The sequence below is a fragment of the Bradyrhizobium sp. SRL28 genome (genome assembly GCF_018596315.1).
Taxonomy (GTDB): Bacteria; Pseudomonadota; Alphaproteobacteria; order Rhizobiales; family Xanthobacteraceae; genus Bradyrhizobium.
Genome location: NZ_JAHEAG010000023.1, coordinates 41,755 through 67,359 on the forward strand (window position 1 = coordinate 41,755; position 25,605 = coordinate 67,359).

Annotated in this window: 29 protein-coding genes; 10 read left to right on the forward strand and 19 right to left on the reverse strand. The window is 63.3% G+C overall.

Features of this window, described 5'->3' with window-relative positions; genetic code table 11:
* Window positions 1-109: 109 nt before the first annotated feature.
* Window positions 110-1,003: a LysR family transcriptional regulator gene (locus KIP88_RS31320; protein WP_214492013.1), complete on the forward strand. Its 894-nt coding sequence runs from the start codon at window positions 110-112 to the stop codon at window positions 1,001-1,003.
* Between the two features lie 77 nt (window positions 1,004-1,080).
* Here the strand turns inward: KIP88_RS31320 and KIP88_RS31325 are convergent, their stop codons facing one another.
* On the reverse strand, window positions 1,081-1,293 hold the full coding sequence (locus KIP88_RS31325) for a hypothetical protein (RefSeq protein ID WP_214492014.1): 213 nt from the start codon (window positions 1,291-1,293) through the stop codon (window positions 1,081-1,083).
* A 260-nt stretch (window positions 1,294-1,553) separates the two neighbouring features.
* On the opposite strand from KIP88_RS31325, the gene KIP88_RS31330 reads away from it, so the two are divergent.
* Entirely contained in the window at window positions 1,554-1,784 is a 231-nt protein-coding gene (locus KIP88_RS31330; protein ID WP_214492015.1) for a hypothetical protein, read from the forward strand.
* Window positions 1,785-1,910: 126 nt separating this feature from the next.
* On the opposite strand, the gene KIP88_RS31335 is transcribed toward KIP88_RS31330, so the two are convergent.
* Window positions 1,911-2,555, reverse strand: coding sequence for a response regulator transcription factor (locus tag KIP88_RS31335; RefSeq protein ID WP_214492016.1), 645 nt, complete (start codon window positions 2,553-2,555; stop codon window positions 1,911-1,913).
* Between the two features lie 84 nt (window positions 2,556-2,639).
* Between KIP88_RS31335 and KIP88_RS31340 the strand changes: the two genes are divergently transcribed.
* Window positions 2,640-3,992 carry a histidine kinase gene (locus KIP88_RS31340; protein ID WP_214492017.1) on the forward strand — a complete coding sequence of 451 codons (1,353 nt, stop codon included), beginning with the start codon at window positions 2,640-2,642 and terminating at the stop codon, window positions 3,990-3,992.
* A 108-nt stretch (window positions 3,993-4,100) separates the two neighbouring features.
* Here the strand turns inward: KIP88_RS31340 and KIP88_RS31345 are convergent, their stop codons facing one another.
* From KIP88_RS31345 to coxB, 9 genes are all read right to left on the reverse strand, one after another.
* Entirely contained in the window at window positions 4,101-4,505 is a 405-nt protein-coding gene (locus KIP88_RS31345; RefSeq protein ID WP_308163682.1) for a nuclear transport factor 2 family protein, read from the reverse strand.
* Window positions 4,506-4,668: 163 nt separating this feature from the next.
* Window positions 4,669-5,439, reverse strand: a complete 771-nt coding sequence (locus KIP88_RS31350) for an SURF1 family protein (protein WP_214492018.1) — start codon at window positions 5,437-5,439, stop codon at window positions 4,669-4,671.
* Window positions 5,436-5,822, reverse strand: coding sequence for a DUF983 domain-containing protein (locus KIP88_RS31355; RefSeq protein ID WP_214492019.1), 387 nt, complete (start codon window positions 5,820-5,822; stop codon window positions 5,436-5,438). Before KIP88_RS31355 ends, KIP88_RS31350 begins: the two co-directional genes overlap by 4 nt.
* A gap of 222 nt (window positions 5,823-6,044) precedes the next feature.
* Window positions 6,045-6,935, reverse strand: coding sequence for a cytochrome c oxidase subunit 3 (locus tag KIP88_RS31360; protein ID WP_214492020.1), 891 nt, complete (start codon window positions 6,933-6,935; stop codon window positions 6,045-6,047).
* A gap of 91 nt (window positions 6,936-7,026) precedes the next feature.
* Entirely contained in the window at window positions 7,027-7,671 is a 645-nt protein-coding gene (locus KIP88_RS31365; RefSeq protein WP_214492021.1) for a cytochrome c oxidase assembly protein, read from the reverse strand.
* A gap of 18 nt (window positions 7,672-7,689) precedes the next feature.
* On the reverse strand, window positions 7,690-7,854 hold the full coding sequence (locus KIP88_RS31370; protein WP_214492022.1) for a CoxF protein: 165 nt from the start codon (window positions 7,852-7,854) through the stop codon (window positions 7,690-7,692).
* 18 nt (window positions 7,855-7,872) lie between these two features.
* Window positions 7,873-8,811: a heme o synthase gene (locus tag KIP88_RS31375; RefSeq protein ID WP_214492023.1), complete on the reverse strand. Its 939-nt coding sequence runs from the start codon at window positions 8,809-8,811 to the stop codon at window positions 7,873-7,875.
* Between the two features lie 64 nt (window positions 8,812-8,875).
* Window positions 8,876-10,495, reverse strand: coding sequence for a cytochrome c oxidase subunit I (gene ctaD, locus KIP88_RS31380; RefSeq protein ID WP_214492024.1), 1,620 nt, complete (start codon window positions 10,493-10,495; stop codon window positions 8,876-8,878).
* An 81-nt stretch (window positions 10,496-10,576) separates the two neighbouring features.
* On the reverse strand, window positions 10,577-11,413 hold the full coding sequence (gene coxB, locus KIP88_RS31385) for a cytochrome c oxidase subunit II (protein WP_214492025.1): 837 nt from the start codon (window positions 11,411-11,413) through the stop codon (window positions 10,577-10,579).
* Window positions 11,414-11,929: 516 nt separating this feature from the next.
* Here coxB and KIP88_RS31390 point away from each other — a divergent pair.
* On the forward strand, window positions 11,930-12,481 hold the full coding sequence (locus KIP88_RS31390; RefSeq protein ID WP_374226532.1) for an invasion associated locus B family protein: 552 nt from the start codon (window positions 11,930-11,932) through the stop codon (window positions 12,479-12,481).
* 37 nt (window positions 12,482-12,518) lie between these two features.
* Here KIP88_RS31390 and KIP88_RS31395 read toward each other — a convergent pair whose 3' ends face one another.
* From KIP88_RS31395 to KIP88_RS31405, 3 genes are all read right to left on the reverse strand, one after another.
* Entirely contained in the window at window positions 12,519-13,127 is a 609-nt protein-coding gene (locus KIP88_RS31395) for a TlpA disulfide reductase family protein (RefSeq protein ID WP_249791148.1), read from the reverse strand.
* An 83-nt stretch (window positions 13,128-13,210) separates the two neighbouring features.
* Window positions 13,211-13,714 (reverse strand): DsrE family protein, encoded by a 504-nt coding sequence (locus KIP88_RS31400; protein ID WP_214492027.1) that lies wholly within the window; start codon window positions 13,712-13,714, stop codon window positions 13,211-13,213.
* Between the two features lie 10 nt (window positions 13,715-13,724).
* Complete coding sequence (locus KIP88_RS31405; protein WP_308163683.1) at window positions 13,725-14,045, reverse strand: DoxX family protein; 321 nt, start codon at window positions 14,043-14,045, stop codon at window positions 13,725-13,727.
* 207 nt (window positions 14,046-14,252) lie between these two features.
* Here KIP88_RS31405 and KIP88_RS31410 point away from each other — a divergent pair, with 207 nt between their 5' ends.
* From KIP88_RS31410 to KIP88_RS31430, 5 genes are all read left to right on the forward strand, one after another.
* Window positions 14,253-14,648 carry a helix-turn-helix domain-containing protein gene (locus KIP88_RS31410; protein WP_214492028.1) on the forward strand — a complete coding sequence of 132 codons (396 nt, stop codon included), beginning with the start codon at window positions 14,253-14,255 and terminating at the stop codon, window positions 14,646-14,648.
* Window positions 14,649-14,847: 199 nt separating this feature from the next.
* Complete coding sequence (gene tldD, locus KIP88_RS31415) at window positions 14,848-16,275, forward strand: metalloprotease TldD (protein ID WP_214492029.1); 1,428 nt, start codon at window positions 14,848-14,850, stop codon at window positions 16,273-16,275.
* Complete coding sequence (lepB, locus tag KIP88_RS31420) at window positions 16,272-17,060, forward strand: signal peptidase I (RefSeq protein ID WP_214492030.1); 789 nt, start codon at window positions 16,272-16,274, stop codon at window positions 17,058-17,060. Before tldD ends, lepB begins: the two co-directional genes overlap by 4 nt.
* Before the next feature lie 117 nt (window positions 17,061-17,177).
* Window positions 17,178-17,519: an MmcQ/YjbR family DNA-binding protein gene (locus tag KIP88_RS31425; RefSeq protein ID WP_214492031.1), complete on the forward strand. Its 342-nt coding sequence runs from the start codon at window positions 17,178-17,180 to the stop codon at window positions 17,517-17,519.
* A gap of 131 nt (window positions 17,520-17,650) precedes the next feature.
* Complete coding sequence (locus KIP88_RS31430) at window positions 17,651-18,226, forward strand: nucleotidyltransferase family protein (protein WP_214492032.1); 576 nt, start codon at window positions 17,651-17,653, stop codon at window positions 18,224-18,226.
* 142 nt (window positions 18,227-18,368) lie between these two features.
* Here KIP88_RS31430 and KIP88_RS31435 read toward each other — a convergent pair whose 3' ends face one another.
* From KIP88_RS31435 to KIP88_RS31445, 3 genes are all read right to left on the reverse strand, one after another.
* Window positions 18,369-18,893, reverse strand: a complete 525-nt coding sequence (locus KIP88_RS31435; RefSeq protein ID WP_214492089.1) for a PAN domain-containing protein — start codon at window positions 18,891-18,893, stop codon at window positions 18,369-18,371.
* Window positions 18,894-19,102: 209 nt separating this feature from the next.
* A complete protein-coding gene (locus KIP88_RS31440; protein WP_214492033.1) occupies window positions 19,103-20,473 on the reverse strand; it encodes a glutamate--cysteine ligase in 1,371 nt (456 codons plus the stop codon).
* A 96-nt stretch (window positions 20,474-20,569) separates the two neighbouring features.
* Window positions 20,570-21,058: a MarR family winged helix-turn-helix transcriptional regulator gene (locus KIP88_RS31445; protein ID WP_214492034.1), complete on the reverse strand. Its 489-nt coding sequence runs from the start codon at window positions 21,056-21,058 to the stop codon at window positions 20,570-20,572.
* A gap of 121 nt (window positions 21,059-21,179) precedes the next feature.
* Here KIP88_RS31445 and gstA point away from each other — a divergent pair, with 121 nt between their 5' ends.
* Window positions 21,180-21,794 carry a glutathione transferase GstA gene (gene gstA, locus KIP88_RS31450; RefSeq protein WP_214492035.1) on the forward strand — a complete coding sequence of 205 codons (615 nt, stop codon included), beginning with the start codon at window positions 21,180-21,182 and terminating at the stop codon, window positions 21,792-21,794.
* 221 nt (window positions 21,795-22,015) lie between these two features.
* On the opposite strand, the gene KIP88_RS31455 is transcribed toward gstA, so the two are convergent.
* Together KIP88_RS31455 and KIP88_RS31460 are read right to left on the reverse strand one after the other, a co-directional pair.
* Window positions 22,016-24,229 (reverse strand): FAD-dependent oxidoreductase, encoded by a 2,214-nt coding sequence (locus KIP88_RS31455; RefSeq protein WP_214492036.1) that lies wholly within the window; start codon window positions 24,227-24,229, stop codon window positions 22,016-22,018.
* Between the two features lie 143 nt (window positions 24,230-24,372).
* Window positions 24,373-25,581, reverse strand: coding sequence for an acetyl-CoA C-acetyltransferase (locus KIP88_RS31460; protein ID WP_214492037.1), 1,209 nt, complete (start codon window positions 25,579-25,581; stop codon window positions 24,373-24,375).
* Window positions 25,582-25,605: the final 24 nt, after the last annotated feature.

Here is a 25,605-nt window from a genome sequence, read left to right on the forward strand (position 1 = left end):
TGAAAGAGCGTCCGGAGGACCGCGCTTGCCGGCCTCTAACAAGCTAATTGCTGCACGGGGCCCGGATTAGGTGGTACAATCAGCTTGCACTTATGAAATGGATTCATGAATGGCGCGCCAGAACATCAACGATCTCCTCGCGTTCCTGGTGGTCGCGCGGGAGAGAAGCTTCACCCGGGCGGCGGCGCAGCTCGATGTTTCACAATCCGCGCTCAGCCATACGATCCGCGCCCTGGAGGAGCGGCTCGGCCTGCGGCTGTTGACCCGCACCACCCGCAGCGTCGCGCCGACGGAGGCAGGCGAGCGCCTGCTGCGGACGGTGGCCCCGAAGCTGGAAGAGATCGACGCCGAGCTTTCCGCGCTGACCGAGCTGCGCGACAAGCCGGCCGGCACCGTCCGCATCACCGCAGCCGAACATTCGGCCGCAACGATCCTCTGGCCTGCTTTGGCAACATTGCTGCCGAGGTATCCCGACATCAAGGTGGAGGTGAACATCGACTACGGCTTCACCGACATCGTCGCGGAGCGCTTCGACGCCGGCGTTCGTCTCGGCGAGCAGGTGGCAAAGGACATGATCGCGGTGCGCATCGGACCGGATTTTCGCATGGCGGTGGTCGGCACGCCCGCCTATTTCGCTGTTCACCCCAAGCCTGCCAAGCCGCAGGATCTCGTGGCCCATAACTGCATCAATATCCGGTTGCCGACCTATGGCGGGATCTACGCCTGGGAGTTCGAGAAGCGCGGACGCGCGCTGAGGGTCCGGGTCGACGGCCAGTTGGTGTTCAACAACATCACGCTGCGAATGAACGCGGTGCTGGCCGGGCTTGGCCTGGCCTATCTGCCCGAGGACCAGGTGCAGGCTCACCTCGCCGACGGCCGCCTGATCCGGGTGCTGGCCGACTGGTGCGCGCCGTTTTCGGGCTACCACCTCTATTACCCGAGCCGCCGCCAGCTAACCCCGGCCTTTGCCGTGCTGGTCGCGGCGCTGCGTTACCGGGGCTGAGCGCGGCAAACGAAAAAGGCGGGCTTGCGGCAAAATTTCCGTTTTTTCCCGACTTAATCCTCACCAGCGGCGAACGCCTAGCCGGTCCGGGACCCGTCCAGTTGCTTGAGATATTTGAGACCTTCGACCGCCAAAAACTCCGTCTCGTTGTCGCCCGCCTCCCAGCGCATGCGGATGAAATCCTTCAGCTTATCTCGCAGTGCGTCATTCCCGGCGATATCGCTGTTGATCAGGCGGTAAACGCTCCACGCCCGGGCGCAGGCGATCTCCACGATATCCGGGTCCGCCATTCACCGCTCCTGCGATCGACCAGCGAGGCGCATATTGCCAAATTTTCCCGCCAATGACCATAACGCTCGCTAATGACGTCGCTCGCGCGGGCCGCTGCGAATGTGCTGAGGCCCGCGGTCGCGCGGCGAATCTTATCCGGGAATGAACGGGAAACGCGGCTCGAATACCGCTTTGTTATTTACATCAGGCGCGCCGGAACAAAACGTTGCGCGGGAAACTTGTGACTGACGTCGCAATCACGCGAACGGGAGGACACTGTATGAGACGTATCGCCCTGATTGGTCTTGCGCTGCTGGCAATGACCATATCCGCTTCCGCCAGGCTGGGCATCGCCCCGATGGCCGCGCCGGATGGTGGAGTGGTCGAGGTCAAGCATGGGCGCGGCCACGGCCACGGGCACAAGCACCGGGGACGCGGACACCATTATGGGTGGTACAGGGGACGCGGTCACCACAAGCATCGCCACCATCACCATCATCGCCGCTGGTAAGGCTTTCGCTCCATTCGCGTTCGTCATTCCCATTGCCCGGACGAGACGCGAAAGGCAGCGATACGAACGGTCGCGCCGTCGAGGCGCGGCCGGTTCGGCGATTAGAGTGATTGATTCAGCCGTCGCTCAGCCGAGCCCCATCTCCACCGCGATCCGGATCAGGTCCGAATGATTCTTGGCGCCGAGCTTCTGCTTGAGCAGCGAGGTGGTGTTGGCCACCGTCTTGTAGGAAATCTCAAGCGCATCGGCGACCTCGACGATCTTGTCGCCGCGGCCGAGCAGCCGCAGGATTTCCAGCTCGCGCGCGGTCATTTGCGACGCCGGATTGGCCTTGATCGACGCGCCTGAAAAGGTCACCGCCTCCGCCAGTTGCGGCGAAATGAAATTGTCTCCCGCAGCCACCTTGCGGACGGCCTTTACCAGCATCCTTGGATCGTCACCCTTCGAGACATAACCCTGCGCGCCCATCTCAATGGCGCGAACCACGAACGCCGGATCGTCATTCATGCTGAACATGATGATCCTGGCGTCCGGATCGTCCTTGCGGATACGCCGCATCAGTTCGAAACCGGAGACATCCGGAAGCTTGATATCGATCACCGTGACGTCGGGTTTCTTGGTAACGTACGCACGGTGGCCGGATTTTGCGTCGGTGGCCTCGTCGATCTTCACAGAGCTGTCCGACGCGAACAGCGACCGGCAACCCGATAGCACCACCGGGTGGTCGTCGACGATCAGGACCTTGGTTGCCGTTCTGGAAGAATTTTGCATCATTTAATCCCCTTCGGGAATAAATAGGCGGTTGGCGCCATTTGAAAAGCGAAATCTTGGGTTGCGGGAACTATTATAACCAAAATGTGGGAAAGACTTTCTCTACGAACGCGGTTGTTGCTGCCGCTCGGCCTGATGTTCGTGGCCGCTCTGCTGGCTGGAGGCGTCTCGCTCCAGATCTTTGCCACGGCGCAACTTATGGAAGAAACCGAACCGGCTGCTCGCTCGGCCAGAGCGGTTGCGGCTGCGCTCAACGGCGCGCTTCGAACCTCCACCAATCCGCAAGCAACCCTCGATGCGTTCTTGCAACCACTGGGAGACTCCGCAACCATCCGGTTTCGGGCCCTCGGGACCGGCCTCGATGTTCAACCTCCCGAGGTCCAGACCCCCTTGGGAACGGTGCCTGACTGGTTCGTCCGCCTCCTCGGCATACCGGAATTCAAAGCAGCCTTCCCCGTGATGATCGAGGGAAAGCAGGTCGGCGACATCGTATTTGCGCCCGACATGGCCGCCGACATCTACGAGAAGTGGATCGGGTTTCTGGCGATCGTCTGCTCCGGAATTACCCTGATGCTGTTGACGGCGGCCATTGCCCATTTCGCCGCGCGTTCCGCATTGCGACCGCTGCAGAGTCTGGGCGACGGCCTGACCCGAATGCGAACCGGCGATTACGGGCAGCCGATTCCTGGCGCCGGCCCGCCCGAGATCCGCAAGAGCGCGCAGGAAGCCAACGAACTCGCCCGCACCCTCAATCGCCTCAGCCAGGACAACCGCAGCCTGCTGCGCCGGATCGTGTCGCTGCAGGACGACGAGCGGCAGGATATGGCGCGCGAGCTTCATGACGAGCTCGGGCCGCTGCTGTTCGGGATCCGCGCCAACACGGTGGCGCTGCTCGAATCGATTCCCCCCGACGAGGCGGAGTTGAGTAGCGCCGCCGAAGGCATCCTGCAGTCGGTCGAAACATTGCAGCAGGCGAACCGCCGCATCCTCGACCGGCTGCGGCCGCTCTACATTCAGGAGCTCGGCCTGGAGAGGAGCATCCAGACGCTGCTGCAGAACGTGAAGGCACAGGCGGGCGATCTCAAAGTGACGTCGCAGATCGACACGACGCTGAACGACGTCGACGGCTTGCTGTCGCAGACAGTCTATCGCGTGATCCAGGAGGCGGTGACAAACGTGCTTCGCCATGCCAAGGCGAACGCGATGCACGTCGCGGCAGGGATCAACGACCGCGAGGTGATCGTGGAAGTATCCGACGACGGCATAGGCTTTCCGGCGGATCGGATGTTCGGCCGGGGATTGACGGGAATGCTGGAGCGCGCTCGCGCGCTGAGCGGGACGCTTGAGCTGCTGCGCGAGGAAGGCCGCACCTGCGTGCGTTGCCGGCTTCCCGCGGGAGAATCCGCCGCACATGAGCGAGGCGCGAAACCAGGCTAGAACATGATCGGTTCTGATTGGATCAGAACCGATCATGTTCTAGATTTTATTTTGACGCGTTTTCTTTACGCGAACCGGCATCCACTTCGCTCGAAAACGCTGTAGTGGTCAGCCAACTCGATCCGCGACGCCGGCAACCTCCTGACGCAACGCCGGCCCTGCGGGGGCGCAAGCGGTGCGCTGGATCTTGGCGTCGCGCGAAAAGGTGAACGCGATGCGGACCGGCTTGCCTTCGTGGCTCAGATAATCGAGCACGACGCCCTCGGCGGTCGGCGTGATTTCCTCCAGCTCGAAGGCGGTGGGAGCGAGCACACCGAGACGCGGCCTCCAATAGGATTCGAGTTCGGCGCGCCCTTCGCTGACCTTGACCCGGCCGCAGCGGCATTCGAGCGTCGCGTCGTCGGCATAGAGGTCGAGCAATGTCGCCAGGTCGCGATTCCGGCAGGCGTCCAGCCAATCGACCACCAAGGCTATCTGATCGAAATCATCCGCCGAGTTCGCGATCCCATCCACGTCGCCATATCTTGCTTCGGGCGCTGACGCGGGTGACGGAGTATGACGATCGTCGTGAATGGACACTGAACGGCCTATTGTCCGGAACGCACCGTGAAACCAAAACGATTGTGCGGAGCAAAGGTTCGGACAAGCTAGTCCGGGTGAATACGGGGATAGCGCCTCATGCGCGGCGTTGTCCGCGCCACCACACGCCAAACGCAATGACGACGGCAAACGCCAACGTGAACCAGGTGATGGCGTATTGCAGGTGATCGTCCTTGAGACGCACCGAAAGCGGGCCGGGTTTTGGAATGCCGCTCTCGGGCGCCGGCGTTTCCAGATCGACATAGAACGGCGCGACGGCCTTGTTGCGCTCGCCCCAGCCCAGCGCGCGCGCCATCGCGAGATGATCGCGGGTGAACCAGAGCCGCTTTGCCATGCTCTCCGGCGGCGTCAGCGTTCCCGCGCTTTCGGGAAACCGGATGTAGCCGGTGAACATCACAGGATCACCGGTGATCAGGCGGCCCACGGCGCGATCCTGCTGGTTGCGATCCTGCATCGTGTTCTGGACGAATCCGGAATTGACCACGACGGTGTTGCCGTCGGCGAGTTGCGCCGGCAGGAACGCCCAGGTGCCGGGGCCGGAGACGTCGTCGCGAACCGCGGAGCCGGAGCTGTAGACCATCGCATCCGGCACCGGCGCGTAGGTCGCGGTGAAGCTGACGCGGCGGAACTCGTCTTTGGCCGGCGTCAGCGTATTCCAGTGCGCTCGCGCCGGCAGCGCCTCGGGCGCGGCGGCGAGCCGCTCGTTCAGCATCGCGATCAGCGCATGCTTCTCGACCCGGCGCTGCAATTGCCAGATCCCGAGGCCAGTGAAGGCCGCCACCATCAGAAGCGTGAAGATGGCGAAACCGGCAACCGCCGGCCGCCGCGACGACGGGAGGCTGGTCATTTCGGCTCGCGGTCGATCAGCCGGCCGGGCGCCGCCTTGTGATGGAACTGCAGCGCGATCAGAAGCGACTTCATCGAGCGCAGCGGCAACAGCGTGGTAGCTATGATCAGCGGCAGCCAGAGCGCCGCATGCAGCCAGAACGGCGGCTGATACTTGATTTCGACAATCAGGGCCGCGGTGACGACGATGGCGCCCGCCAGCATGATGATGAAGATCGCAGGCCCGTCGCCGGCATCGATGAAGGCGTAGTCGAGCCCGCACGCTTCGCAATTCGGGCGCAGGTTGAGGAAGCCCGCATAGAGCTTGCCCTTGCCGCAACGCGGGCAGCGGCAGGCGATGCCGCGTAGCGCGCTCTGGGTGACGGTGATTGCCGCGTTATCCATGACTTTTTCCTGCCCCTCTCCCCTGGTGGGGTCGAGACGAGCGAAGCTCGCTCTTAGGGTGGCGCCTCACGAAGTGAGGCGACGGGTGAGGGGTTCTCTCCGTGGAGACAGACCCCTCATCCGCCTTCGCTTCGCGAAGGCACCTTCTCCCACAAGGGGAGAAGGGAAGAAGAAAAAAGGGCGGTCCTTCCGACCGCCCCCTTGTAGCACGCCAACCCTGTATCAGTGGCCGGCCACCGGCCCCGCGCCGCGGAACCAGACATAGATGCAGATGAACAGGAACAGCCACACCACGTCGACGAAGTGCCAGTACCAGGCGGCGAATTCGAAGCCGAGATGCTGCTTCGACGTGAAGTGGCCGGCATAGGCGCGCAACAGGCACACCACCAGGAACACAGTGCCGACCAGCACATGGAAGCCATGGAAGCCGGTCGCCATGAAGAAGGTCGCGCCGTAGATGTTGCCGGAGAAGCCGAACGTGGCGTGGGCGTATTCATAGGCCTGCACGGCGGTGAAGGCGGCCCCGAGCAGCACGGTGAGGATCAGGCCGTATTTCAGGCCCTGACGGTCGTCCTCGAGCAGCGCGTGATGCGCCCAGGTGACAGTCGTGCCCGAGGTCAAGAGGATCAGCGTGTTGAGCAGCGGAAGATGCCAGGGGTCGAAGGTCTCGATGCCCTTCGGCGGCCAAGTGCCCGGCACGCTGCAGGCGCCCATCGCCGTGCCCGGACCGCAGCCGAATATGGCATCACGCGTGGCATGAACGGCGTCGGCGGGGAACAGCGCGGAATTGAAGAAGGCCCAGAACCAGGCGACGAAGAACATCACCTCGGAGGCGATGAACAGGATCATGCCGTAGCGGTGGCTGATCTGCACCACGCGCGTGTGGTCGCCCTTGTACTGGGCTTCGCGGATCACATCGCCCCACCAGCTCGCCATGGTGTAGAGCACGCCGATGGTGCCGATGCCGAAAACGACCGGTGCACCAGCGAACATCTTGTGCATCCAGGCGATCGCGCCGACGGCCATAATGAAGGCCGAGATCGAGCCGACGACCGGCCACGGGCTCGGATCGACGAGGTGGTAGTCGTGGTGCTTCGCGTGCGCCGTAGCCATTGCGGTCTCTCCGTTAGGTGTGCCGTTCCCTTCGGCACATATTCGTCTCAAATTTCAAAGCCGAAATCCCGTTAGATACGGAATCCGGCGGTCACAGGTTTCCCTTGCGCTTGTCGCCTTCACCGGCCGCCACCGGCTTCGGCGCCGGATCGCGCACGGGATAGAAGGTGTAGGACAGCGTGATGGTTTTCAGTCCGTCGTTCTCGCTGTCTTTCGCCAGCGCCGGATCGACATAGAACACTACGGGCATCTCGCGCTTCTCGCCCGGACCCATGATCTGTTCGTTGAAGCAGAAGCAGTTGATCTTCTGGAAATAAGCGCCGACCGTCAGCGGCGCGACGTTGTACGCCGCAATGCCTGCGGTAGCGCGTGCGGCCTGGTTGGTCACGGTATAGAACACGGTGACGACTTCGCCGATCCGGACTTCGATCTCGTTCTGCTCGGGCTCGAACTTCCACGGCAGACCGGGGCCGACATTGGCGTCGAACCGCACTGCGATCTTGCGCGCCAACGGCGCGTCAGACGGCGCAGAGGTCGCGACCTGGGTGGTGCCGTTGAAGCCGGTGGCGCGGCAGAACCAGTTGTAGAAGGGCACGGCGGCATAGGACGCGCCGACCATGAACACCACGACGAAGCCGCAGATCGAGGCCACCACCGCATCGCGCGTCAGGGTACGGCGCGAAGCTGTTCTGTCGCCTCCCGCCGTTCCCTCGTGCGCCTGCGGCTGGTTTTCCATCTCAATCACATTCCAAGATTACATGGGCCGGACGAGAACGGCCGGCCCCTTGACCATGGTGACCGCGAAAAACAGCACGACCAGCACACCGAGCGCGAGCGCAATGGCGATCGAGCGGTGACGGCGGCTTCTTTTCTGTGCCTCGGTGAGGACGATTCCATCTGGCTTCTGCTTGTCGTCCATGCCTTCGCCATTCGCCCCCTACCCGATAAAAGGTATGACGGCGCGTACGACCACTTCGAGCAGCAGGGTCGCAAACAGCGCGAACAGATACAGGATCGAGAAGGCAAACAGCCGGCGCGTCGCGCGCACTGCTTCCTTGCCCTCGCGGTGGCGATAGACGCCGATCGCAAGCCACATCATGCCGGCGCCGAGCACCAGCGAGGTCACGCCATAGACCGCGTCGAAATAGCCGAGCGGCCAGGGCGAGAGAGCGACCGCGACCAGCACGATCGTGTAGAGCAGTATCTGCAGCCGCGTCGCATCGGGTCCGGCGACCACGGGCAGCATCGGCACGCCGGCGCGGGCGTAATCGTCGGAGCGGAACAGCGCCAGCGCCCAGAAATGCGGCGGGGTCCAGAAGAAGATGATGAGGAACAGCAGCACCGGCTCCATCGACAGCGAGCCGGTGGCCGCGGCCCATGCCACGACGGGCGGTAGCGCGCCGGCGGCGCCGCCGATCACGATGTTCTGTGCGGTCCAGCGCTTCAGCCACATGGTGTAGATCACCACATAGAAGAAGATCGTGAACGCCAGCAGTCCGCCGGCCAGCCAGTTGACGAGGACGCCGAGCGTTATCACCGAGAAGAACGCCAGCGTCAGGCCGAACGCCATCGCCTCCGAGGGGGTGATGCGCCCGCGCGGGATCGGCCGGTTGGCGGTGCGCGACATCAGAGCGTCGATGTCGCCTTCCAGCGCCATGTTCAGCGCGCCCGAGGCGCCGGCGCCAACTGCAATGCAGAGGATCGAGGTGAACGCCAGGATCGGGTGGACGTGGCCCGGCGCGATGACGAGACCGACGAGCGCAGTGAAGATCACCAGCGACATCACCCGCGGCTTCAGCAGCGCGATGTAGTCGCCGACCTCAGCCTCGGAAATCCGGGGGCCAAGCTCGATGGTGTGGTGATCGACAACCGACACGATGGACTCGTTTTCCCTAAAAGAGTGCGACGCGCTTTTTTTAAAGAGCGCGCCGCGGTTTGCTCTACTGAACGCGCGGCAGCACTTCGAACTGGTGGAAGGGCGGCGGCGACGTCAGCGTCCATTCCAGCGTGGTGGCGCCCGCGCCCCACGGATTGGCCTCGGCCACCCGCTTCTTCGCGAAGGCGTCGACCACGCCGTAGATGAAGATCAGCACGCCGAAGCCCGAGATGTAGGAGCCGTACGACGAGATCATGTTCCAGCCCGCGAACGCGTCCGGATAGTCGACATAGCGGCGCGGCATGCCGGAGAGGCCGAGGAAGTGCTGCGGGAAGAACACCAGGTTCACGCCGATGAAGGTGACCCAGAAGTGCAGCTTGCCGATGAATTCCGAGTACATGTAACCCGACATTTTCGGGAACCAGTAGTACCAGCCGGCGAAGATGCCGAACACGGCACCGAGCGACAGCACGTAGTGGAAGTGCGCGACCACGTAGTAGGTTTCCTGCAGCACACGGTCGACGCCGGCATTGGCCAGCACGACGCCGGTGACGCCACCGAGCGTGAACAGGAAGATGAAGCCAATCGCCCACAGCATCGGCGTCTTGAACTCGATCGAACCGCCCCACATCGTGGCGATCCAGGAGAAGATCTTCACGCCGGTCGGCACCGCGATCACCATGGTGGCGGCGACGAAATAGGCCTGCGTCGCGCTGGACATGCCGACCGTGTACATGTGGTGCGCCCACACCACGAAGCCGATGCCGCCGATGGCGACCATGGCGTAGGCCATGCCGAGATAACCGAACACGGGCTTCTTCGAGAAGGTGGAGACGATCTGGCTGATCATGCCGAACGCGGGCAGGATCAGGATGTACACTTCGGGGTGGCCGAAGAACCAGAACAGATGCTGGAACAGCAGCGGGTCGCCACCGCCGTCGGCGGAGAAGAAGGTGGTGCCGAAGTTACGGTCGGTGAGCAGCATGGTGATGGCGCCGGCGAGCACCGGCAGCGACAGCAGCAGCAGGAACACGGTCACCAGGATCGACCAGACGAACAGCGGCATCTTGTGCAGGGTCATGCCCGGCGCGCGCATATTGAAGATCGTGGTGATGAAGTTGATGGCGCCGAGAATCGACGAGGCGCCGGCCAGATGCAGCGACAGGATCGCGAAGTCCACCGCCGGTCCCGGATGGCCCGAGGTCGACAACGGCGCGTAGATGGTCCAGCCCGCGCCGACGCCGTTGGCGCCCGGCTCACCCTCGACGAAGGTCGACATCAACAGCAGCGCAAAGGAGGCCGGCAGCAGCCAGAACGAGATGTTGTTCATGCGCGGGAACGCCATGTCCGGCGCGCCGATCATCAGCGGCACGAACCAGTTGCCGAAGCCGCCGATCATCGCCGGCATCACCATGAAGAAGATCATGATCAGGCCGTGCGAGGTCACGAACACATTGTAGGTGTGGGATTCGTGGAAGAACTGGACGCCGGGATACATCAGCTCGATGCGGATCGCGACCGACATCGCCGCACCGATGATGCCCGCGAAGATCGCGAAGATAAGGTACATCGTGCCGATGTCCTTATGGTTCGTCGAATAGACCCAGCGCCGCCATCCGGTCGGATTGGCATGCGCGTGGTCATCATGGGCGTGATCGTGGTGTGTCGCTGCGGTCGTTGCCATTTTGAAATCCTGCCTTGCAGTCCCTTTTCGGACCTTTTCAGGTCCCATCGCCCTTGTCCCTGCTTGTCCCCTGGCCGCGCCTTACTGCGCGGCCTGACCACCAGCCGAAGCGAACGTGTTCGCCGGGTTGGTCGCAAATTTCTTCTTCGCCGCCTCAACCCAGGCCGCGAACTCCTGGTCTTCCACGACCCGCACCGCGATCGGCATGAAGGCGTGGTCCTTGCCGCACAGTTCGGAGCACTGGCCGTAATACATGCCGACTTTGGTCGCCTTGAACCAGGTCTCGTTCAGGCGACCGGGGATCGAGTCGATCTTGATGCCGAACGCCGGCACGGCGAAGGCGTGGATCACGTCGGCGCCGGTGGTCTGGACGCGGATCACCTTGTTGACCGGCACCACCATCTCGTTGTCGACGCCGAGCAGGCGCGGCTGCTTTTCCTTCGCCATCAGCGAATCGAATTCGAACTTGCCGTTATCGGGATAGGAATAGCTCCAGTACCACTGCTTGCCGGTGGCCTTGACGGTCAGGTCGGCCTTGGGAATGTCGAGCTGCTGGAACAGCAGGCGGAACGACGGCACCGCGATGGCGACCAAGATCAGCACCGGGATCAGCGTCCAGGCCACCTCGATCAGCGTGTGGTGGGTGGTCCTGGAGGGGATCGGATTGGCCTTGGCGTTGAACTTCACCACCACGATGACCAAAAGCGCCAGCACGAACAGGGTGATCAGCGTGATGATCACCAGCAGCAGGTTATGGAAGCTGATGATGTTTTCCATCACCGGAGAGGCGGCTGGCTGCAGCGTCATTTCCCACGGCTGCGGCTGCGCCGCCAAAGCCATCCCGCCGGAAACGAGCGTCATGCCCGCCACCGCTAACCCCAGCAACCGACGGCCCATCTGGCCACTCGACATCTTCATGCCGCTCGCGCTCCCTTGAATAAGTCCCCAAAGCACTCCCGCCGAATGGCCGGGAATGCCGCACGATCCGCCCTCACAAACGGCCTACCGGAGGTACTTTTGGAAGTACACCTTCAAAAGTACCTGCAACGGTATTGCCAGGGTACCTTGGGCCAGATCGTTAGAACGCGTCGAAATCCAGCCTCTCAAACCATAATTCTAAGGCTCTCGCAATGCAGTAGTGGGGCGCAACGCCATGCGTCACCTGCTATTCGGCGGATGGCGGATTTTCCCGACAAATCAGCAAAATCCCGCCGTTTTGCAAGGCTACGCCGCTTGACAGCCCGGTTGCCGGATGTAGGCACAGTCGCGGCGCTCCCGACCGACCTGATTCGCGCGGGGTTCGGACATTCCTCGCGGCGTGGATTGGCTCTCGGGCCGCCTTTAAGGCGCCGTCATTGCGTATCAGTCCGGGTAAGTCCAATTACAATGTATGCTGCCGGCCTGTGCCGGAAATCGCGAAGAGGATGGACCCCGATGGGGCGTTCGAAACATCAGTCGGGAATGCGTCGGACGGGATTTGGCCTGGAACCGGCCCGCTGGCTCGGTGGCCTGCTCGCCATAGCGCTCCTGCTCGGCCTGACCCAGGCGGCCAGCGCGCAAGGCGCGGTGCGCTCGGTCCATGGCGACTGGCAGATCCGTTGCGACACCCCGCCGGGCGCGCAGGGCGAACAATGCGCCCTGATCCAGAGCGTGGTAGCCGAGGACCGCTCCAACGCCGGCCTCACCGTGATCGTGCTCAAGACGGCCGACCAGAAGAGCAAGCTGATGCGGGTGGTGGCGCCGCTCGGCGTCCTGCTTCCCTCCGGGCTCGGCCTGAAGCTCGACAACCAGGACGTCGGCCGCGCCGGCTTTGTCCGCTGCCTGCCCAATGGCTGCGTGGCTGAAGTGGTGATGGACGAGAAGCTGCTCGGACAGCTCAGGACCGCCAAGACGGCGACTTTTATTATCTTTGAGACGCCCGAAGAGGGCATCGGCTTTCCGCTCAGCCTGAACGGGCTCGGCGAGGGGTATGACAAGCTGCCGTAAGCCGCCCGGAGCTGGCCTCAAAGCCGGATCGTCTTAGTTAGCCGCGGCCGGCGCTGGCATAGTAATCGAACAATCGGCCCGCCTCCTCCGAGAGCCAGTCCGCTTCACCGGTGAGGTAGCCTTCGACTTGCCCGGTGACGCCGAGCAGGAAGGAAATCGGCATGCCGTAAAGCGCGAACGGCGTGTCGACGCTGTCGCTTGCGCCGGCACCGGCACGCGCCACCAGTCCGCCGGGATCGAAGCCGATCGTGAGGTGGCGAAGGTTCAATTTCTTGACGAAGGGCGCCACCAGAGACCGATCGCGATCGGTCGTGATTGCGACGACCGCAAGGTCGGCGCGGCCGTTTCCCGCGAGCCGATCCAGTATCGGCAGTTCAGTGCGGCAGGCCGGGCACCAGGTCGCCCAGAAATTGACGAACACCACCTTGCCGCGCAAGGACGTCAGATCGAGCGTACCTTTGCCGAGGCGCGGGATCGGCAGCACCGGGACCGGGCGCGCGCCGCGAACCTCCGTGAACTGATGCCTGACCGTTGCGAATGGCGGCGGCCCGCCGGCTCCTGCGCGTGCCGGCAGAGCGAGCGAGACGGTCGCGCCCATCATGCCGGCAACGACGGTGCGGCGGCTCGGCCTGCGATGCGACGTCATATCGGATGCTCCACTGTGCATTCTTGTTTGACGCGTTTTCTTCACGCGAACCGGGTATCCACTTCGCTCGAAAACGCTATTTGTCACGACCGGATGTAGGACCAGCCGGCTTCCTGCAATTCAATGATACGCCCGGGCCCGCTCGGCACGAGATCGACGTTATCGATCAGCGTGATCGGACGCCCCTCCTGGCGCTCCATGCCAAGCTTGGTCGCCTCGCAGACCACAAAACGGATGTTCGAATTGACCGCCCGTAGTACGCGCAGCATGTCCTTTACCGGTGAAGTGTCGGCGCGGAGCATGTGAACGCCGGCGTTGTAGGCGACGACTTCGATCGTGAACGCTTCGTTGCGCTCCTGATAATATTTCGGAAGGTTGAGCGACGTCGAGATCAGCGCCCTCATCGTGGTGGGGTCATCGGTGTTGATCGGCAGCACCAGCCGATGCATCGGGGGCAAAGCGGGCTTCGCCTGCGGTTTTGAGGTCGCCGCTCCGGATCCTGTCAGCAACAGGGTCACGGTCAGCGGCAGCACGAAGGCCAGGATCAGCCCCACGGTAATCGTCAACTCGCGGCGAGAAAAACGCATCGCGGCCACCTCACGAAGTCTCGGCAAGCAATGCGATCTGGCCACGCTCCGCATAGGCAACCACAGCGTTCAACGCCAGCAGAACAATGGCAGGCACCGGCGAACCACCGATGACGAATAAATGGGTAATCACCGCGCCCACCATGATGCAGATCAGCAGCAGCGCTCCAAGCACAGCCTTCTGCGGCAAGAGCAGCAGGATTGCGCCGATGATTTCGAGACCGCCGGTGACATAGCGAAACCACTGCCCGAGCCCGATATGCTGGAACTCCTCGACCAGCATGGGAACGCCATAGAGCTTCGCCCCGCCGGCCGCCACAAAGGCGAGCACAAGCAATCCCTGACGACCCACAGGGCGACAGAGCTCCAGTACGGTCTGGTAGGTGCAACAATCGTAGACATCGAGAAAGCTCCCGAAATGGTGAAAGCGGCGACGGACAGCAGTGCCATCCGCCGGCGGAGCCCCCTGAGGGGCTGTCAAACCCAAAATTCGGGACTAAGATGAAATTGACAAGTAGGATGATTTTTCTGGGGTAGTATGGAAAAGCAGACTAACGAGGCTGAGGAGCAGGAATGCCCCTCCGAACGGGTCAGAGCGCAGTTGCAGCGGGCGCTTCGTCTGCTCTCAGGCAAGTGGAAGGGCGAAATCCTCTGGCAGCTTGTCGACGGCAAGCAGCGGTTCGGCCAATTGCGGCGCGCCATCCCCGACGTGACCCAGCATATGCTGACGACCCAGCTCCGCGACCTCGAAAGCGAGGGCCTGGTGAAGCGCACGGTATTTCCCGAAGTGCCGCCGCGGGTGGAATACGAGATGACCCCAGCGGCCCGGGCGCTGCAGCCGGTGTTCGACGAACTGTTCCGCTGGGCCAATGCTCACGCCAGGCTGGAGCCCGGCGCGGACGCTGCCGGCAAAGGGGATGACAAGCTGCCGTGAGGGGCCTCCCCTTTCGCGGCGGTCATGACTATCTTTCGAATCATCGTCGTCCCGGAGCGCGAGCCGGGACCAATAACCACAGGTTACCGTGTTGTAAGATGAGCTCGCCATTGGTCTGCGCTTACAATACCGGGGCCTGTGGTTATGGGTCCCTGCGTTCGCAGGGACGACGAAGCATTTGCGCTGCATCGGAGTTTGCATGACCAATCCCGCCACGACCTCCCTTCTCGACCGCGCCAATCTCGACCGCGATGCCGTCCGCCGCGAGATCACACGGTGCCTTCAGGGCGCCGACGATGGCGAGCTGTTTCTGGAATATGGCCAGACCGAAGCGCTGGGCTTCGACAACGGCCGGCTGAAGCAGGCGACCTACGACACCAGCCAGGGGTTTGGCCTGCGCGCGGTGAAGGACGACGCGGTTGGCTATGCGCATTCCTCCGACGTCTCTCTGCCCGCGCTGATCCGTGCGGCGGATGCGGTGGCGGCCGTGCGCGGCGGCTACAGCGGCAATTTTGCCGCCGCTCCCGCGCATACCAATGTGCGGCTCTATGGCGACGACAATCCGCTGGATGCGCCGGGCTTTGAGGCCAAGGTGAAGCTGCTGGCCGAAATCGACGCCTATGTGCGCGACAAGGATCCGCGGGTGCGGCAGGCTTCGATCAGCCTGGGCGCCACCTGGCAGGTGGTGGAAATTTTGCGGCCCGACGGCGAGAGCTATCGCGACATCCGCCCGCTGGTTCGCGTCAATATTTCCGTGGTCGCCGGCCAGGGCGACCGGCAGGAGAGCGGCAGCAAGGGCTATGGCGGCCGCGAGGGCTATGCGCGCTTCATCGAGACCAAGGCGTGGCGCGAGGCCGCCGACGGCGCGATCCGTGAGGCGCTGGTCAATCTGGAATCGGTCCCCGCGCCTGCCGGCGAAATGGACGTGGTGCTGGGCGCCGGCTGGCCGGGCGTGATGCTGCATGAAGCTGTCGGTCATGGCCTCGAAGGCGACTTCAACCGCAAGCAGACTTCGGCCTTCGCAGGGTTGATGGGCAAGCAGGTCGCGGCCAAGGGCGTCACGGTGGTAGACGACGGCACCATGGCCTCGCGGCGCGGTTCCCTCTCCATTGACGACGAGGGCACGCCGACCAACCGCACCGTGCTGATCGAGGACGGCATTTTGGTCGGCTACATGCAGGACCGCCAGAACGCGCGGCTGATGAACATGAAGCCGACCGGCAACGGTCGTCGGCAGAGCTATGCCCATGTGCCGATGCCGCGCATGACCAACACCTACATGCTGGCGGGGCAACGCGACCCGGCGGAAATTTTGGCGTCGGTGAAGAACGGCATCTATGCCGCGAATTTCGGCGGCGGCCAGGTCGACATCACCTCCGGCAAATATGTGTTCCAGTGCACCGAGGCCTACAAAATCGAGAACGGCAAGCTCGGCGCGCCCTTGAAGGGCGCAATGCTGATCGGCAACGGGCCGACCGACCTGCATCGCATCACCATGGTCGGCAACGATCTCGCGCTCGATACCGGCATCGGCACCTGCGGCAAGAACGGCCAGGGCGTGCCTGTCGGCGTCGGCCAGCCGACGCTGCGGATGGAAAAGATCACGGTCGGAGGAACCGGCGCATGAGCGAGGAGAAGCTGGCTGATGACCAGAAGGAAGGCTCGACCGCCAAGCCTGTGAGCTGGCGCGCGCAGGCCGTGCAGCTGGCTGCGATCGTGGCCGTCGTGTTCATTGCCAAGGGCGCAATTGCCGAGCCCTTTTATGTTCCGTCCGGCTCGATGGAGCCGACGCTTCTGATCGGCGACGCGCTGGTGGCGTCGAAATTTCCCTACGGCTACGGCGCGGCATCGCTGCCGATCCAGATCACGCTGCCGGAAACCGGCCGCCTGTTCGGCGATACGCCCAAGCGCGGCGATGTCGTCGTGTTCCGCTGGCCCGGCGACCGTTCGCAGGCCTGGGTCAAGCGCGTGGTGGGGTTGCCGGGCGACCGCATCCAGATGCGGCAGGGCCAGCTCTTCATCAACGACCATGCGGCTGAGTTGAAGCCGGACGGCTTGGGTGAAGCCGAAGACGATCGCGGCAACACCGAGCGCGCCTATCGCTTCGTCGAGACGCTGCCGAACGGCGTCAGCCACGCGATCTTCAAGATGCGCGACAATGGAAGGCTCGACAACACGCCCGAGGTGACGGTGCCGCCGGGCCAACTGTTCGTGCTCGGCGACAACAGGGACAATTCCGCCGACAGCCGCGTCGCGGTGCGCGACGGCGGCGTGGGCCTATTGCCGATCGACAATCTGATCGGCCGCGCTGACGCCGTGGTCGGCTCGTGGGATCTCGGCATGCGCAGCCAACCGATGTGGACGTGGCTGTCGGGTTTTCGGCTGGCGCGTTTTTTTACGTCCGTGCATTGAGGACGTAGCCCGGATGGAGCGAAGCGAAATCCGGGACAGGTTTCGCCGGCGGGCGCAGTTTCCCCGGATTGCGCTTCGCTCCATCCGAGCTACGTTCTTCGTCGGGCGCGCGACCACATGACCTTCGACGAGTTACGAAAATTTGCCCTGGCCTGGCCTGAGGTCGAAGACGGCACCTCCTACGGCACGCCGGCCCTGAAGGTGCGCAAGAAGATGCTGGCCCGGCTGAGGGAAGACGGCGACAGCCTGGTGGTGCCGGGCGTGCCGCAAGACGAACGCGAGATGCTGGTGGAAAGCCAGCCGAAGCTGTTTTACTTCACCGATCACTACCGCGATTATCCGATGGTGCTGATCCGCCTCTCGAAAGCCAAGCGCGCCATCGTCGAGCCGCTGTTGCGGCGACACTGGCGCACGCTGGCATCGAAGAAGGCGGTGAAGGCGTTCGATACGACTTTGTAGGGTGGGCAAAGGCGCGCTTGAGCCGTGCCCACCGTCTTTCCACGATCGTAAGAGAAATGGTGGGCACGCTTCCGCCTTCGCTCGTTGAGCTACGGCGGACAAGCCGCTTTGCCCCACCCTACGGCAGTACGATGGACCGCGACCAATTCCTCACCGCCGCCTTGCAAAATCCCGCCAACGCGATCATTGCCGAAGAGCTGTTCCGGCTGGCACTCCCTGACGCGTGGCTGGTCTCCGGATGCCTGGTGCAAACGGTGTGGAACGTGCTGACCAAGCGCGCGGTCGATTACGGCATCAATGATTACGACGTGTTCTACTTCGATCCCGATACGTCGTGGGAAGCGGAGGACAAGGTCATCCGCACGCTGGCGGAGCGGTTTGCAAGCCGCGGCATCGCGGTCGAGGCACGCAACCAGGCGCGCGTTCATCTCTGGTACCCCGAAAAGCATGGCCTGCCCTACCCGGACTTGCGCTGTTCGACGCAAGGCATCGATCGCTTCCTGACCAAGAATACGCAGATCGGAATTCGGCGCGCGCGCGGGGGATACGAGGTGTACGCGCCGAATGGCTACGACGATGTCGCCGCACTGATCGTGCGGCCCAATCCGGGGCCGAATTTTTCGGCGGCAAATTACGAAGCGAAGGCGGCGCGCTGGAAGGCGCTATGGCCGGAGATCACGGTGCTGTCGGCGGATACGGAATCGTAACAATCGCCGTCGTCCCTGCGAACGCAGGGACCCATAGCCACCGGCCGTTGTTGTTACGAAGGCGACTGCCCCAGTGCCAAAACGAGAAGCCGCGGCGTATGGGTCCCTGCGTTCGCAGGGACGACACCGGTGTATGCCGCCCCTACCGCACCACGCCCGAGGTAAACCCCGCCTTCCGTCGCGGTGGCTTGATATCTTTCTTCAGAAAACAATGCGCCTCCTTGCCGGCATAGCCCGGCCGGGCATAGGTCCAGGCACGGCACTTGTTGTCGGCGGCGCAGGCGGCCTTGCAGGCGTCCTCGCCATCGCCGCTCTTGAGATCAAAACTCTTGTAGTCGCCGCCGAAGCGGTCGATGGAGGTTTCGATGGCCTCGTTGCGCCGTTCGACCACGCCGGCGCCGCGCACGCCGGTGACGCAGCAATCGCTCTGCACCCGCGGCGGCACGTTGCTCTTGAGCCAGCACACCGCACGGTTGGCGAGATCAGTCGGATAGCTGAAGGTCCAGGCCCGGCAACGCCGGTCGCGCTCGCACACCAGCGCGCATTCCGCGGGATCGCCCGAGATCACGGGCGCACTGAGATAATCACCGCCGGGACGGTCGAAATTGGCCTGCGCCAGCGCCGGGCGCGCGGATATGGCCGCCGCCAAAAAGGCGAGCGTCACCATACACGCCCTGAGCAGGCGAACAGTCCCCATCTGCAGTTGCTTTCGCGTACGCGTTTCCAGCGCGGGATGACGTGCTTCGAACCGTCGTCCCGCCCCAGCCCTTTAAGTTGGGCATGATCTTTCAGAAATCATGCTCCATCCGGCTGTCATTTGAGCGCCATCAACCTGTACGGTGGATGAACGGCCCAAAAGCCAAGCAACCTGTTCAATTAAAACGCGTATTCCTGATAGGCAGGCTCCACGGAACCGCCCCACTCGCCGTTGAATTTGTCCAGCATCTCTTCCGCGGGCGTGCGGCCCGATTCGAGGATGCGCTCCAGCGGTTCGAGGTGACGGCTCTCGTCGCGGCCGAGTTGATCGATGCGACCACGCCGCCGCAAGCCGGCATGCGACAGCTTCAGGCACTCCCGGGCGATCTCGAACAGATAGCGATCCCTGATCCGGGCCTTGAAGCCGAAGCGCGGGACGTCGTCGCGCAATGCCTGACGCTCCTGCGCGGTCCAGTGGCGGACCAGATCCCAGGCCGCGTTCAGGCTTTCGTCGTCATACAGCAGCCCGACCCAGAACGCCGGCAGCGCCGGCAGCCGGCCCCACGTCACGCCATCGGCGCCGCGCATTTCCAGATAACGCTTCAGGCGGACTTCCGGGAAAATCGTCGAAAGATGATTGGCCCAGTCCGACAAGGTCGGACGCTCGCCGGGAAGCGAGTTGTTGCGGCCCTCGAAGAAGGCGCGGAACGAGGAACCTGCGACATCGATATAGGTCTCGCCGCGCTTGACGAAATACATGGGAACGTCGAGCGCGTAGTCGACCCAGCGCTCGAACCCCATGCCGTCCTCGAACACCCACGGCAACATGCCGGAGCGCGCGTTATCCGTGTCGCGCCAGATCTCGGAGCGGAACGTGAGGTACCCATTGGGTTTGCCTTCGGTGAACGGCGAATTGGCAAACAAGGCGGTCGCCACCGGCTGCAGCGCGATCGACACGCGCAGCTTCTTGACCATGTCGGCTTCGGAGGAAAAGTCGAGGTTGGTCTGCACCGTGCAGGTCCGGTACATCATGTCGATGCCGTACTGTCCGACCTTCGGCATGTAATTGGTCATGATCTTGTAGCGGCCCTTGGGCATGACCGGAATCTGCTCCCGCGACCAGGACGGCGTCATGCCGAGCCCGAGAAAGCCGATGCCCAAAGGCGTTGCGATCTCGCGCACCTGCGCCAGATGCGCCATCAACTCGGCCTGGGTCTGGTGCACGTTTTCGACCGGCGCGCCTGATAATTCGAACTGGCCGCCCGGCTCCAGCGAAATCGCGCCGCCGCCGGTGACGTCATAGAGCCCGATAATGTTGCCCTGCTCCATGATCGGCTCCCAGCCGAGCAGGAGCTGCATGCCTTCGAGCAGCGCGCCGATGCCGCGCGCGCCTTCGTATGGCACGGGCTGACGGCCTTCCAGCGTGAACGGGGTCTTCTCGTGCTCGGTGCCGATGCGAAACTCGGACGGCGGCTTGATGCCGGCTTCGAGCCACGCGACGAGCTCGTCACGCGATTGCAGCGGCGTCATATCGATCTGGTCACGCGCCATGAAAAAATCCGGATAACTGGCGATTCGACCGAACGCGCCGTGTGGCCAAGGGAATGCGGACGGCGTCGTCCGCATCAACGAAACATATCAGCGCCGTCATCGTGCCGGCACGCCGTCGCGGGCAGCGGCCGTCTTGACGTCGGAGCAGGAGCAGCCCAGCCGGTCAAGCAGACCGCAAAGCTTCATGGCGTCGGCATCGGATAGTTTGGAGCCGACGTGCTTTTCGATCGCCGCCGAATAGGCGCTCCACATTTTCTTCTGCAATTCACGCCCGGCCTCGGTGATCTCCACGAACTGGCCGCGCTTGTCGATCTTGCATTCGCGCCGCGCCGCCAGGCCCTCGTCGACCAGGCGGTCGATCAGCCGTGAGGTGGAATATTGCGGGATCAGCATCTGCTTTTCCAGTTCCACCGGGCGCATCTCGCCGGACGGCGCGCGCGACAGTTCCAGGAGGGCGTCATACCAGGCCAGCGGCGGAAAGCCTGCTTTCTTCAAATCCTGCTCGACGGCATCGAGCACCCGGCTCTGTACCCGCATCAGGCGGATCCAGGCGGCGGTCGCCTCGGTCGATGGTTTGCGTTTCATAGTCAGGTCCGTGTCTGTCACAGATCAGTGTACCGCACTAAATGCAGGTGCATCAATCTTGACTATTCCATGCAGATGCATTTAGTCAGTCCGCCAATAATGTCGAGGGAAGGAAAAGTCGATGAAACTGTATTATGCCCCAGGCGCCTGCTCGCTATCTCCTCATATCGCCCTTCTCGAGGCCGGTCTGCCCTACGATCTGGTCAAGGTCGACCTGCGCGCCAAGAAGCTGGAAAACGGTGACGACTTTTTGAAGGTCAACCCGAAGGGCCAGGTGCCGGTACTGGCGCTCGATTCGGGCGAACTGGTCACCGAGGGGCCGGTCATCGTCCAGATGATCGCCGACAAGGCGGGCAAGAATCTGGCGCCCGCCCGCGATTCGGAGGAGCGCTACAAGCTGCTCGAATGGCTGAACTACACCACCACCGAGCTGCACAAGAATCTCGGGCCGATGTTCTCGCCCGTGCTCGCTGACGAGGCGAAGGGTTTCTTCAAGGACCGCGCGATGGCCAAGTTCAAATATCTGGAAACCGAGCTAACGGGGCGCGACTACCTGATGGGCAAGCAGTTCACCGTCGCCGACGGCTACCTGTTCACCATGCTGATGTGGGCGACTGACCGCTTGAAGTTCGATCTCTCTGATATGCCGAACCTGTTGGCCTACAAGGCCCGCGTCGCAGCGCGCCCGAAGGTGCAGGAAGCGATGACCAAGGAAGGGCTGCTGAAGGCGGCGTGAGGGATTTCAGGGATTGCGGAAAGCGAAAGGGCCGGATCGATGATCCGGCCCTTTTCATTCGTGTCACCGCTCTCTCCAGTGGTCGTCCCTGCGAACGCAGGGACCCATAACCACAGGAAGTTGTTGTTTGCCGAAGGCGTCGACCAACGTGCCTTATCGATAGATCACGCGGTATGGGTCCCTGCGTTCGCAGGGACGACGATAGATCTTGCGCTGCCGCCTTACGCCGCCGCCTTCTTCGGCGGGAAGCGGCCGTAGAAGGTCTCGTTCCTCGCCGCCATGTCTTCCAGCAGCTTCGGCGGGGTGAAGCGCGAGCCGTATTTGGCTTCCAGCTTGTGGCAGAGCTCGACGAATTTTCGCGTGCCCATGAAGTCGATATAGGACAGCGTGCCGCCGGTGAACGGCGCAAAGCCAAAACCGAGGATCGAGCCGACATCGGCCTCGCGCGGGTCGGTGATGACGTGGTCTTCCACCGTGCGCGCGGCTTCCACCGCCTGCACCACTAAGAAACGCTGCTTCAGCTCCTCGATGTCGAGGGTATCCGGATCGAGCTGCTTCGGCTGCAGTGCCGACAGGCCCGGCCACAGACTCTTCTGGCCCTTGCCCTTCTCGGGATAGTCGTAAAAGCCCTTGCTGTTCTTGCGCCCCAAGCGGCCCTGCTTTTCGACCAGCTCCACCATCAGCTTCTTCTGATCGGGGTTGATGGCGTTGGGACCAAGATCCGTCTCCGTCGCTTTGATGACCTTCAGGCCGAGGTCGAGGGCGACTTCATCCGACAGCGACAGCGGACCGACCGGCATGCCGGCCATCTTGGCGCAATTCTCAATCATCGCCGGCGGCACGCCTTCGAGGAACATCTCGTTGCCTTCGGCGATGTAACGGCCGACGCAGCGGTTGGCGTAGAAGCCGCGGGAGTCGTTCACGACGATCGGCGTCTTGCCGATTACCCGCACATAATCGAGCGCGGCGGCGAGCGCGACGTCGCCGGTGTTCTTGCCGAGGATGATTTCGACCAGCATCATCTTCTCGACCGGCGAGAAGAAATGGATGCCGACGAACTTGCCCTGTTCCTTGAATCCTTCGGCAAGCGAGGTGATCGGTAGCGTTGAGGTGTTGGAAGCGAAGATTGCGTCCGCCTTCAGATACTGCTGCGCCTTCGCAAAAGTCTCCGCCTTGACCTTGCGGTCCTCGAACACGGCCTCGATCACGAGGTCGCAATCCTTCAATGCGGCATAGTCAGCGGTCGGCGTGATGCGCGCCAGCAGCGCGTCGCGGTCACCGGCCTTCGCACGGCCCTTGGCGACCTGCTCGTCGATCACCTTCTGCGCATGCGCCTTGCCCTTGTCGGCGCTTTCCTGGTCGCGGTCGATCAGGACGACGTCGAGGCCGGCGCGTGCCGAGACGTAGCCGACGCTCGCGCCCATGAAGCCGGCGCCGATCACGGCGACCTTCTTGATTTTGGTCGGCGGCATGTTCGCCGGACGCCGGGCGCCCTTGTTCAGCTCCTGCATCGACAGGAACAGGCTGCGGATCATCGCCGCCGCTTCCTTGGAGCGCAGCACTTTCGTGAAGTAACGCGACTCGACGCGCAGCGCGGCGTCGATCGGCAACTGCAGGCCCTCATAGACGCAGCTCATGATGGCGCGCGCCGCCGGATAATTGTCGTAGGTCTCGCGGCGGTAGATGGCGTTGCCGGCCGGGAACATCATCATGCCGGCCTTTGAGAACACCGGACCGCCCGGCAGCTTGAAGCCCTTTTCGTCCCAGGGCGCGACGGCCTTGCCGCCGCCCTTGATCCAGTCCTTGGCCGCCTTGATCAGGTCGGCCGCGGGAACGATGGCGTGGATCAGGTTCAGCGCCTTGGCCTTGTCGACCGTGACCGGATCGCCCTTGAGCAGGATCGTCATTGCGTCCTGCGGCGGCACCAGGCGCGGCACGCGCTGGGTGCCGCCGGCGCCGGGGAACAGGCCGACCTTGACCTCGGGCAGGCCGAGGCGAGTTTTGGGATTTTCAGCCGCGACGCGATAGTGGCAGGACAGCGTCACCTCGAAACCGCCGCCGAGCGCCAGCCCGTTGATCGCGGCCGCCCACGGCTTGCCGCAGGTTTCGATGCCGCGCAGCACCAGCGAGAAGCGGCGGCTCTGCTCGAACAGCATCTGGTTGGCAGCTTCCTCGCCCTTCTCCTTCAGCATCTTGGCATAGGCGACGTTCATGCCCTCGAGCATGGAAAGATCGGCGCCGGCGCAGAAGGCGTCCTTGCTGGAAGTGATGACGACGCCCTTCACGGCGGCATCGGCCGTGGTCTGCTTCAGTATCTCCTCGAGCTCGGTGGTCGATGTCTCGTCCAGCACGTTCATCGAACGTCCGGGAATGTCCCAGGTGGCGAGCGCAATGCCGTCGGCGTCGGTCTCTAGCTTGAAATTCTTGAAGGCCATGTTGGTGCTCCCTCGATGCCGGCAGCCGATGTCAGGCGCGGCGGTTGATTGTGATCCCGTAGGGTGGGTTAGCCGAAGGCGTAACCCACCATCCCGTGGCGAAAGAAGTGGTGGGTTACGCTTCGCTAACCCACCCTACGCGCTCAGACCCTTTCGATGATCGTCGCGGTCCCCATGCCGCCGCCGATGCACAACGTCACCAGCGCGGTGGACTTGTTGGTGCGCTCCAGCTCATCGAGCACGGTGCCGAGGATCATGGCCCCCGTCGCGCCGAGCGGATGGCCGAGCGCGATCGCGCCGCCATTGACGTTGATCTTCGAATTATCGATCTCGAACGCCTGGATGTAGCGCAGCACGACGGAAGCAAAGGCCTCGTTGAGCTCGAACAGGTCGATGTCCGACTTCTTCATGCCGGAACGCTCGAACAGCTTTTCGGTAACGTCGACCGGACCGGTCAGCATCATCGCGGGCTCCGAGCCGATATTGGCGAAGGCGCGAATTTTGGCGCGCGGCTTCAGGCCGTGCTTGGCACCCGCTTCCTTGCTGCCGAGCAGCACGGCGCCGGCACCATCGACGATGCCGGAGGAGTTGCCGGCATGGTGCACGTAATTGACGCGCTCGATTTCCGGATGCGACTGGATCGCCACCGCATCGAACCCGCCCATCTGCCCGACCACGGTGAAGGACGGTTGCAACTGCGCCAGCGACTGCATGGTGGTCGTGGGCCGCATGTGCTCGTCCTTGGCCAGGATGGTCAGGCCGTTGATGTCCTTGACCGGCACCACCGACTTGCTGAAGCGGCCCTCGTCCCAGGCTTTTGCGGCGCGCTGCTGGCTCTGCACGGCATAGGCGTCGACGTCGTCGCGCGAGAAACCGTATTTGGTCGCAATCAGATCGGCCGAGACGCCCTGCGGCATGAAATAGGCCGGCACCGCCATCGACGGGTCCATCGGCCAGGCGCCGCCGGAGGCGCCGATGCCGACGCGGCTCATCGATTCGGCGCCACCGCCGATCACGAGTTCATGCTGACCGGCCATGATCTGGGCGGCGGCAAAATTCACGGCGTCCAGGCCAGAGGCGCAGAAGCGGCTGATCTGCACGCCCGGGACAGTCTCGCCGAGGCCCGCCTTCAGCGCGGCGAAGCGCGCGATGTCGCTGCCGGCCTCGCCGACCGGATCGACCACGCCAAGCACGACGTCGTCGACGACGTCTTCGGCCAGATTGTTGCGTTCCTTCAGCGCCTGCAGCGGCACGGTGGCGAGCGCCAGCGCGGTGACCTCGTGGAGTGCGCCATCGGCCTTGCCGCGGCCGCGCGGGGTGCGAACGTGATCGTAGATATATGCCTCAGGCATGACGCCCTCCTGGTATGAGGATCA

Excerpts from the sequence above, each read along its gene's own strand:
- KIP88_RS31320 (WP_214492013.1), top strand. The coding sequence starts at position 110 with ATGGCGCGCCAGAACATCAACGATCTCCTCGCGTTCCTGGTGGTCGCG.
- KIP88_RS31325 (WP_214492014.1), bottom strand. The coding sequence starts at position 1,293 with ATGGCGGACCCGGATATCGTGGAGATCGCCTGCGCCCGGGCGTGGAGC.
- KIP88_RS31330 (WP_214492015.1), top strand. The coding sequence starts at position 1,554 with ATGAGACGTATCGCCCTGATTGGTCTTGCGCTGCTGGCAATGACCATA.
- KIP88_RS31335 (WP_214492016.1), bottom strand. The coding sequence starts at position 2,555 with ATGCAAAATTCTTCCAGAACGGCAACCAAGGTCCTGATCGTCGACGAC.
- KIP88_RS31340 (WP_214492017.1), top strand. The coding sequence starts at position 2,640 with ATGTGGGAAAGACTTTCTCTACGAACGCGGTTGTTGCTGCCGCTCGGC.
- KIP88_RS31350 (WP_214492018.1), bottom strand. The coding sequence starts at position 5,439 with ATGACCAGCCTCCCGTCGTCGCGGCGGCCGGCGGTTGCCGGTTTCGCC.
- KIP88_RS31355 (WP_214492019.1), bottom strand. The coding sequence starts at position 5,822 with ATGGATAACGCGGCAATCACCGTCACCCAGAGCGCGCTACGCGGCATC.
- KIP88_RS31360 (WP_214492020.1), bottom strand. The coding sequence starts at position 6,935 with ATGGCTACGGCGCACGCGAAGCACCACGACTACCACCTCGTCGATCCG.
- KIP88_RS31365 (WP_214492021.1), bottom strand. The coding sequence starts at position 7,671 with ATGGAAAACCAGCCGCAGGCGCACGAGGGAACGGCGGGAGGCGACAGA.
- KIP88_RS31370 (WP_214492022.1), bottom strand. The coding sequence starts at position 7,854 with ATGGACGACAAGCAGAAGCCAGATGGAATCGTCCTCACCGAGGCACAG.
- ctaD (WP_214492024.1), bottom strand. The coding sequence starts at position 10,495 with ATGGCAACGACCGCAGCGACACACCACGATCACGCCCATGATGACCAC.
- coxB (WP_214492025.1), bottom strand. The coding sequence starts at position 11,413 with ATGAAGATGTCGAGTGGCCAGATGGGCCGTCGGTTGCTGGGGTTAGCG.
- KIP88_RS31390 (WP_374226532.1), top strand. The coding sequence starts at position 11,930 with ATGGGGCGTTCGAAACATCAGTCGGGAATGCGTCGGACGGGATTTGGC.
- KIP88_RS31395 (WP_249791148.1), bottom strand. The coding sequence starts at position 13,127 with ATGACGTCGCATCGCAGGCCGAGCCGCCGCACCGTCGTTGCCGGCATG.
- KIP88_RS31400 (WP_214492027.1), bottom strand. The coding sequence starts at position 13,714 with ATGCGTTTTTCTCGCCGCGAGTTGACGATTACCGTGGGGCTGATCCTG.
- KIP88_RS31410 (WP_214492028.1), top strand. The coding sequence starts at position 14,253 with ATGGAAAAGCAGACTAACGAGGCTGAGGAGCAGGAATGCCCCTCCGAA.
- tldD (WP_214492029.1), top strand. The coding sequence starts at position 14,848 with ATGACCAATCCCGCCACGACCTCCCTTCTCGACCGCGCCAATCTCGAC.
- lepB (WP_214492030.1), top strand. The coding sequence starts at position 16,272 with ATGAGCGAGGAGAAGCTGGCTGATGACCAGAAGGAAGGCTCGACCGCC.
- KIP88_RS31425 (WP_214492031.1), top strand. The coding sequence starts at position 17,178 with ATGACCTTCGACGAGTTACGAAAATTTGCCCTGGCCTGGCCTGAGGTC.
- KIP88_RS31430 (WP_214492032.1), top strand. The coding sequence starts at position 17,651 with ATGGACCGCGACCAATTCCTCACCGCCGCCTTGCAAAATCCCGCCAAC.
- KIP88_RS31435 (WP_214492089.1), bottom strand. The coding sequence starts at position 18,893 with ATGGTGACGCTCGCCTTTTTGGCGGCGGCCATATCCGCGCGCCCGGCG.
- KIP88_RS31440 (WP_214492033.1), bottom strand. The coding sequence starts at position 20,473 with ATGGCGCGTGACCAGATCGATATGACGCCGCTGCAATCGCGTGACGAG.
- KIP88_RS31445 (WP_214492034.1), bottom strand. The coding sequence starts at position 21,058 with ATGAAACGCAAACCATCGACCGAGGCGACCGCCGCCTGGATCCGCCTG.
- gstA (WP_214492035.1), top strand. The coding sequence starts at position 21,180 with ATGAAACTGTATTATGCCCCAGGCGCCTGCTCGCTATCTCCTCATATC.
- KIP88_RS31455 (WP_214492036.1), bottom strand. The coding sequence starts at position 24,229 with ATGGCCTTCAAGAATTTCAAGCTAGAGACCGACGCCGACGGCATTGCG.
- KIP88_RS31460 (WP_214492037.1), bottom strand. The coding sequence starts at position 25,581 with ATGCCTGAGGCATATATCTACGATCACGTTCGCACCCCGCGCGGCCGC.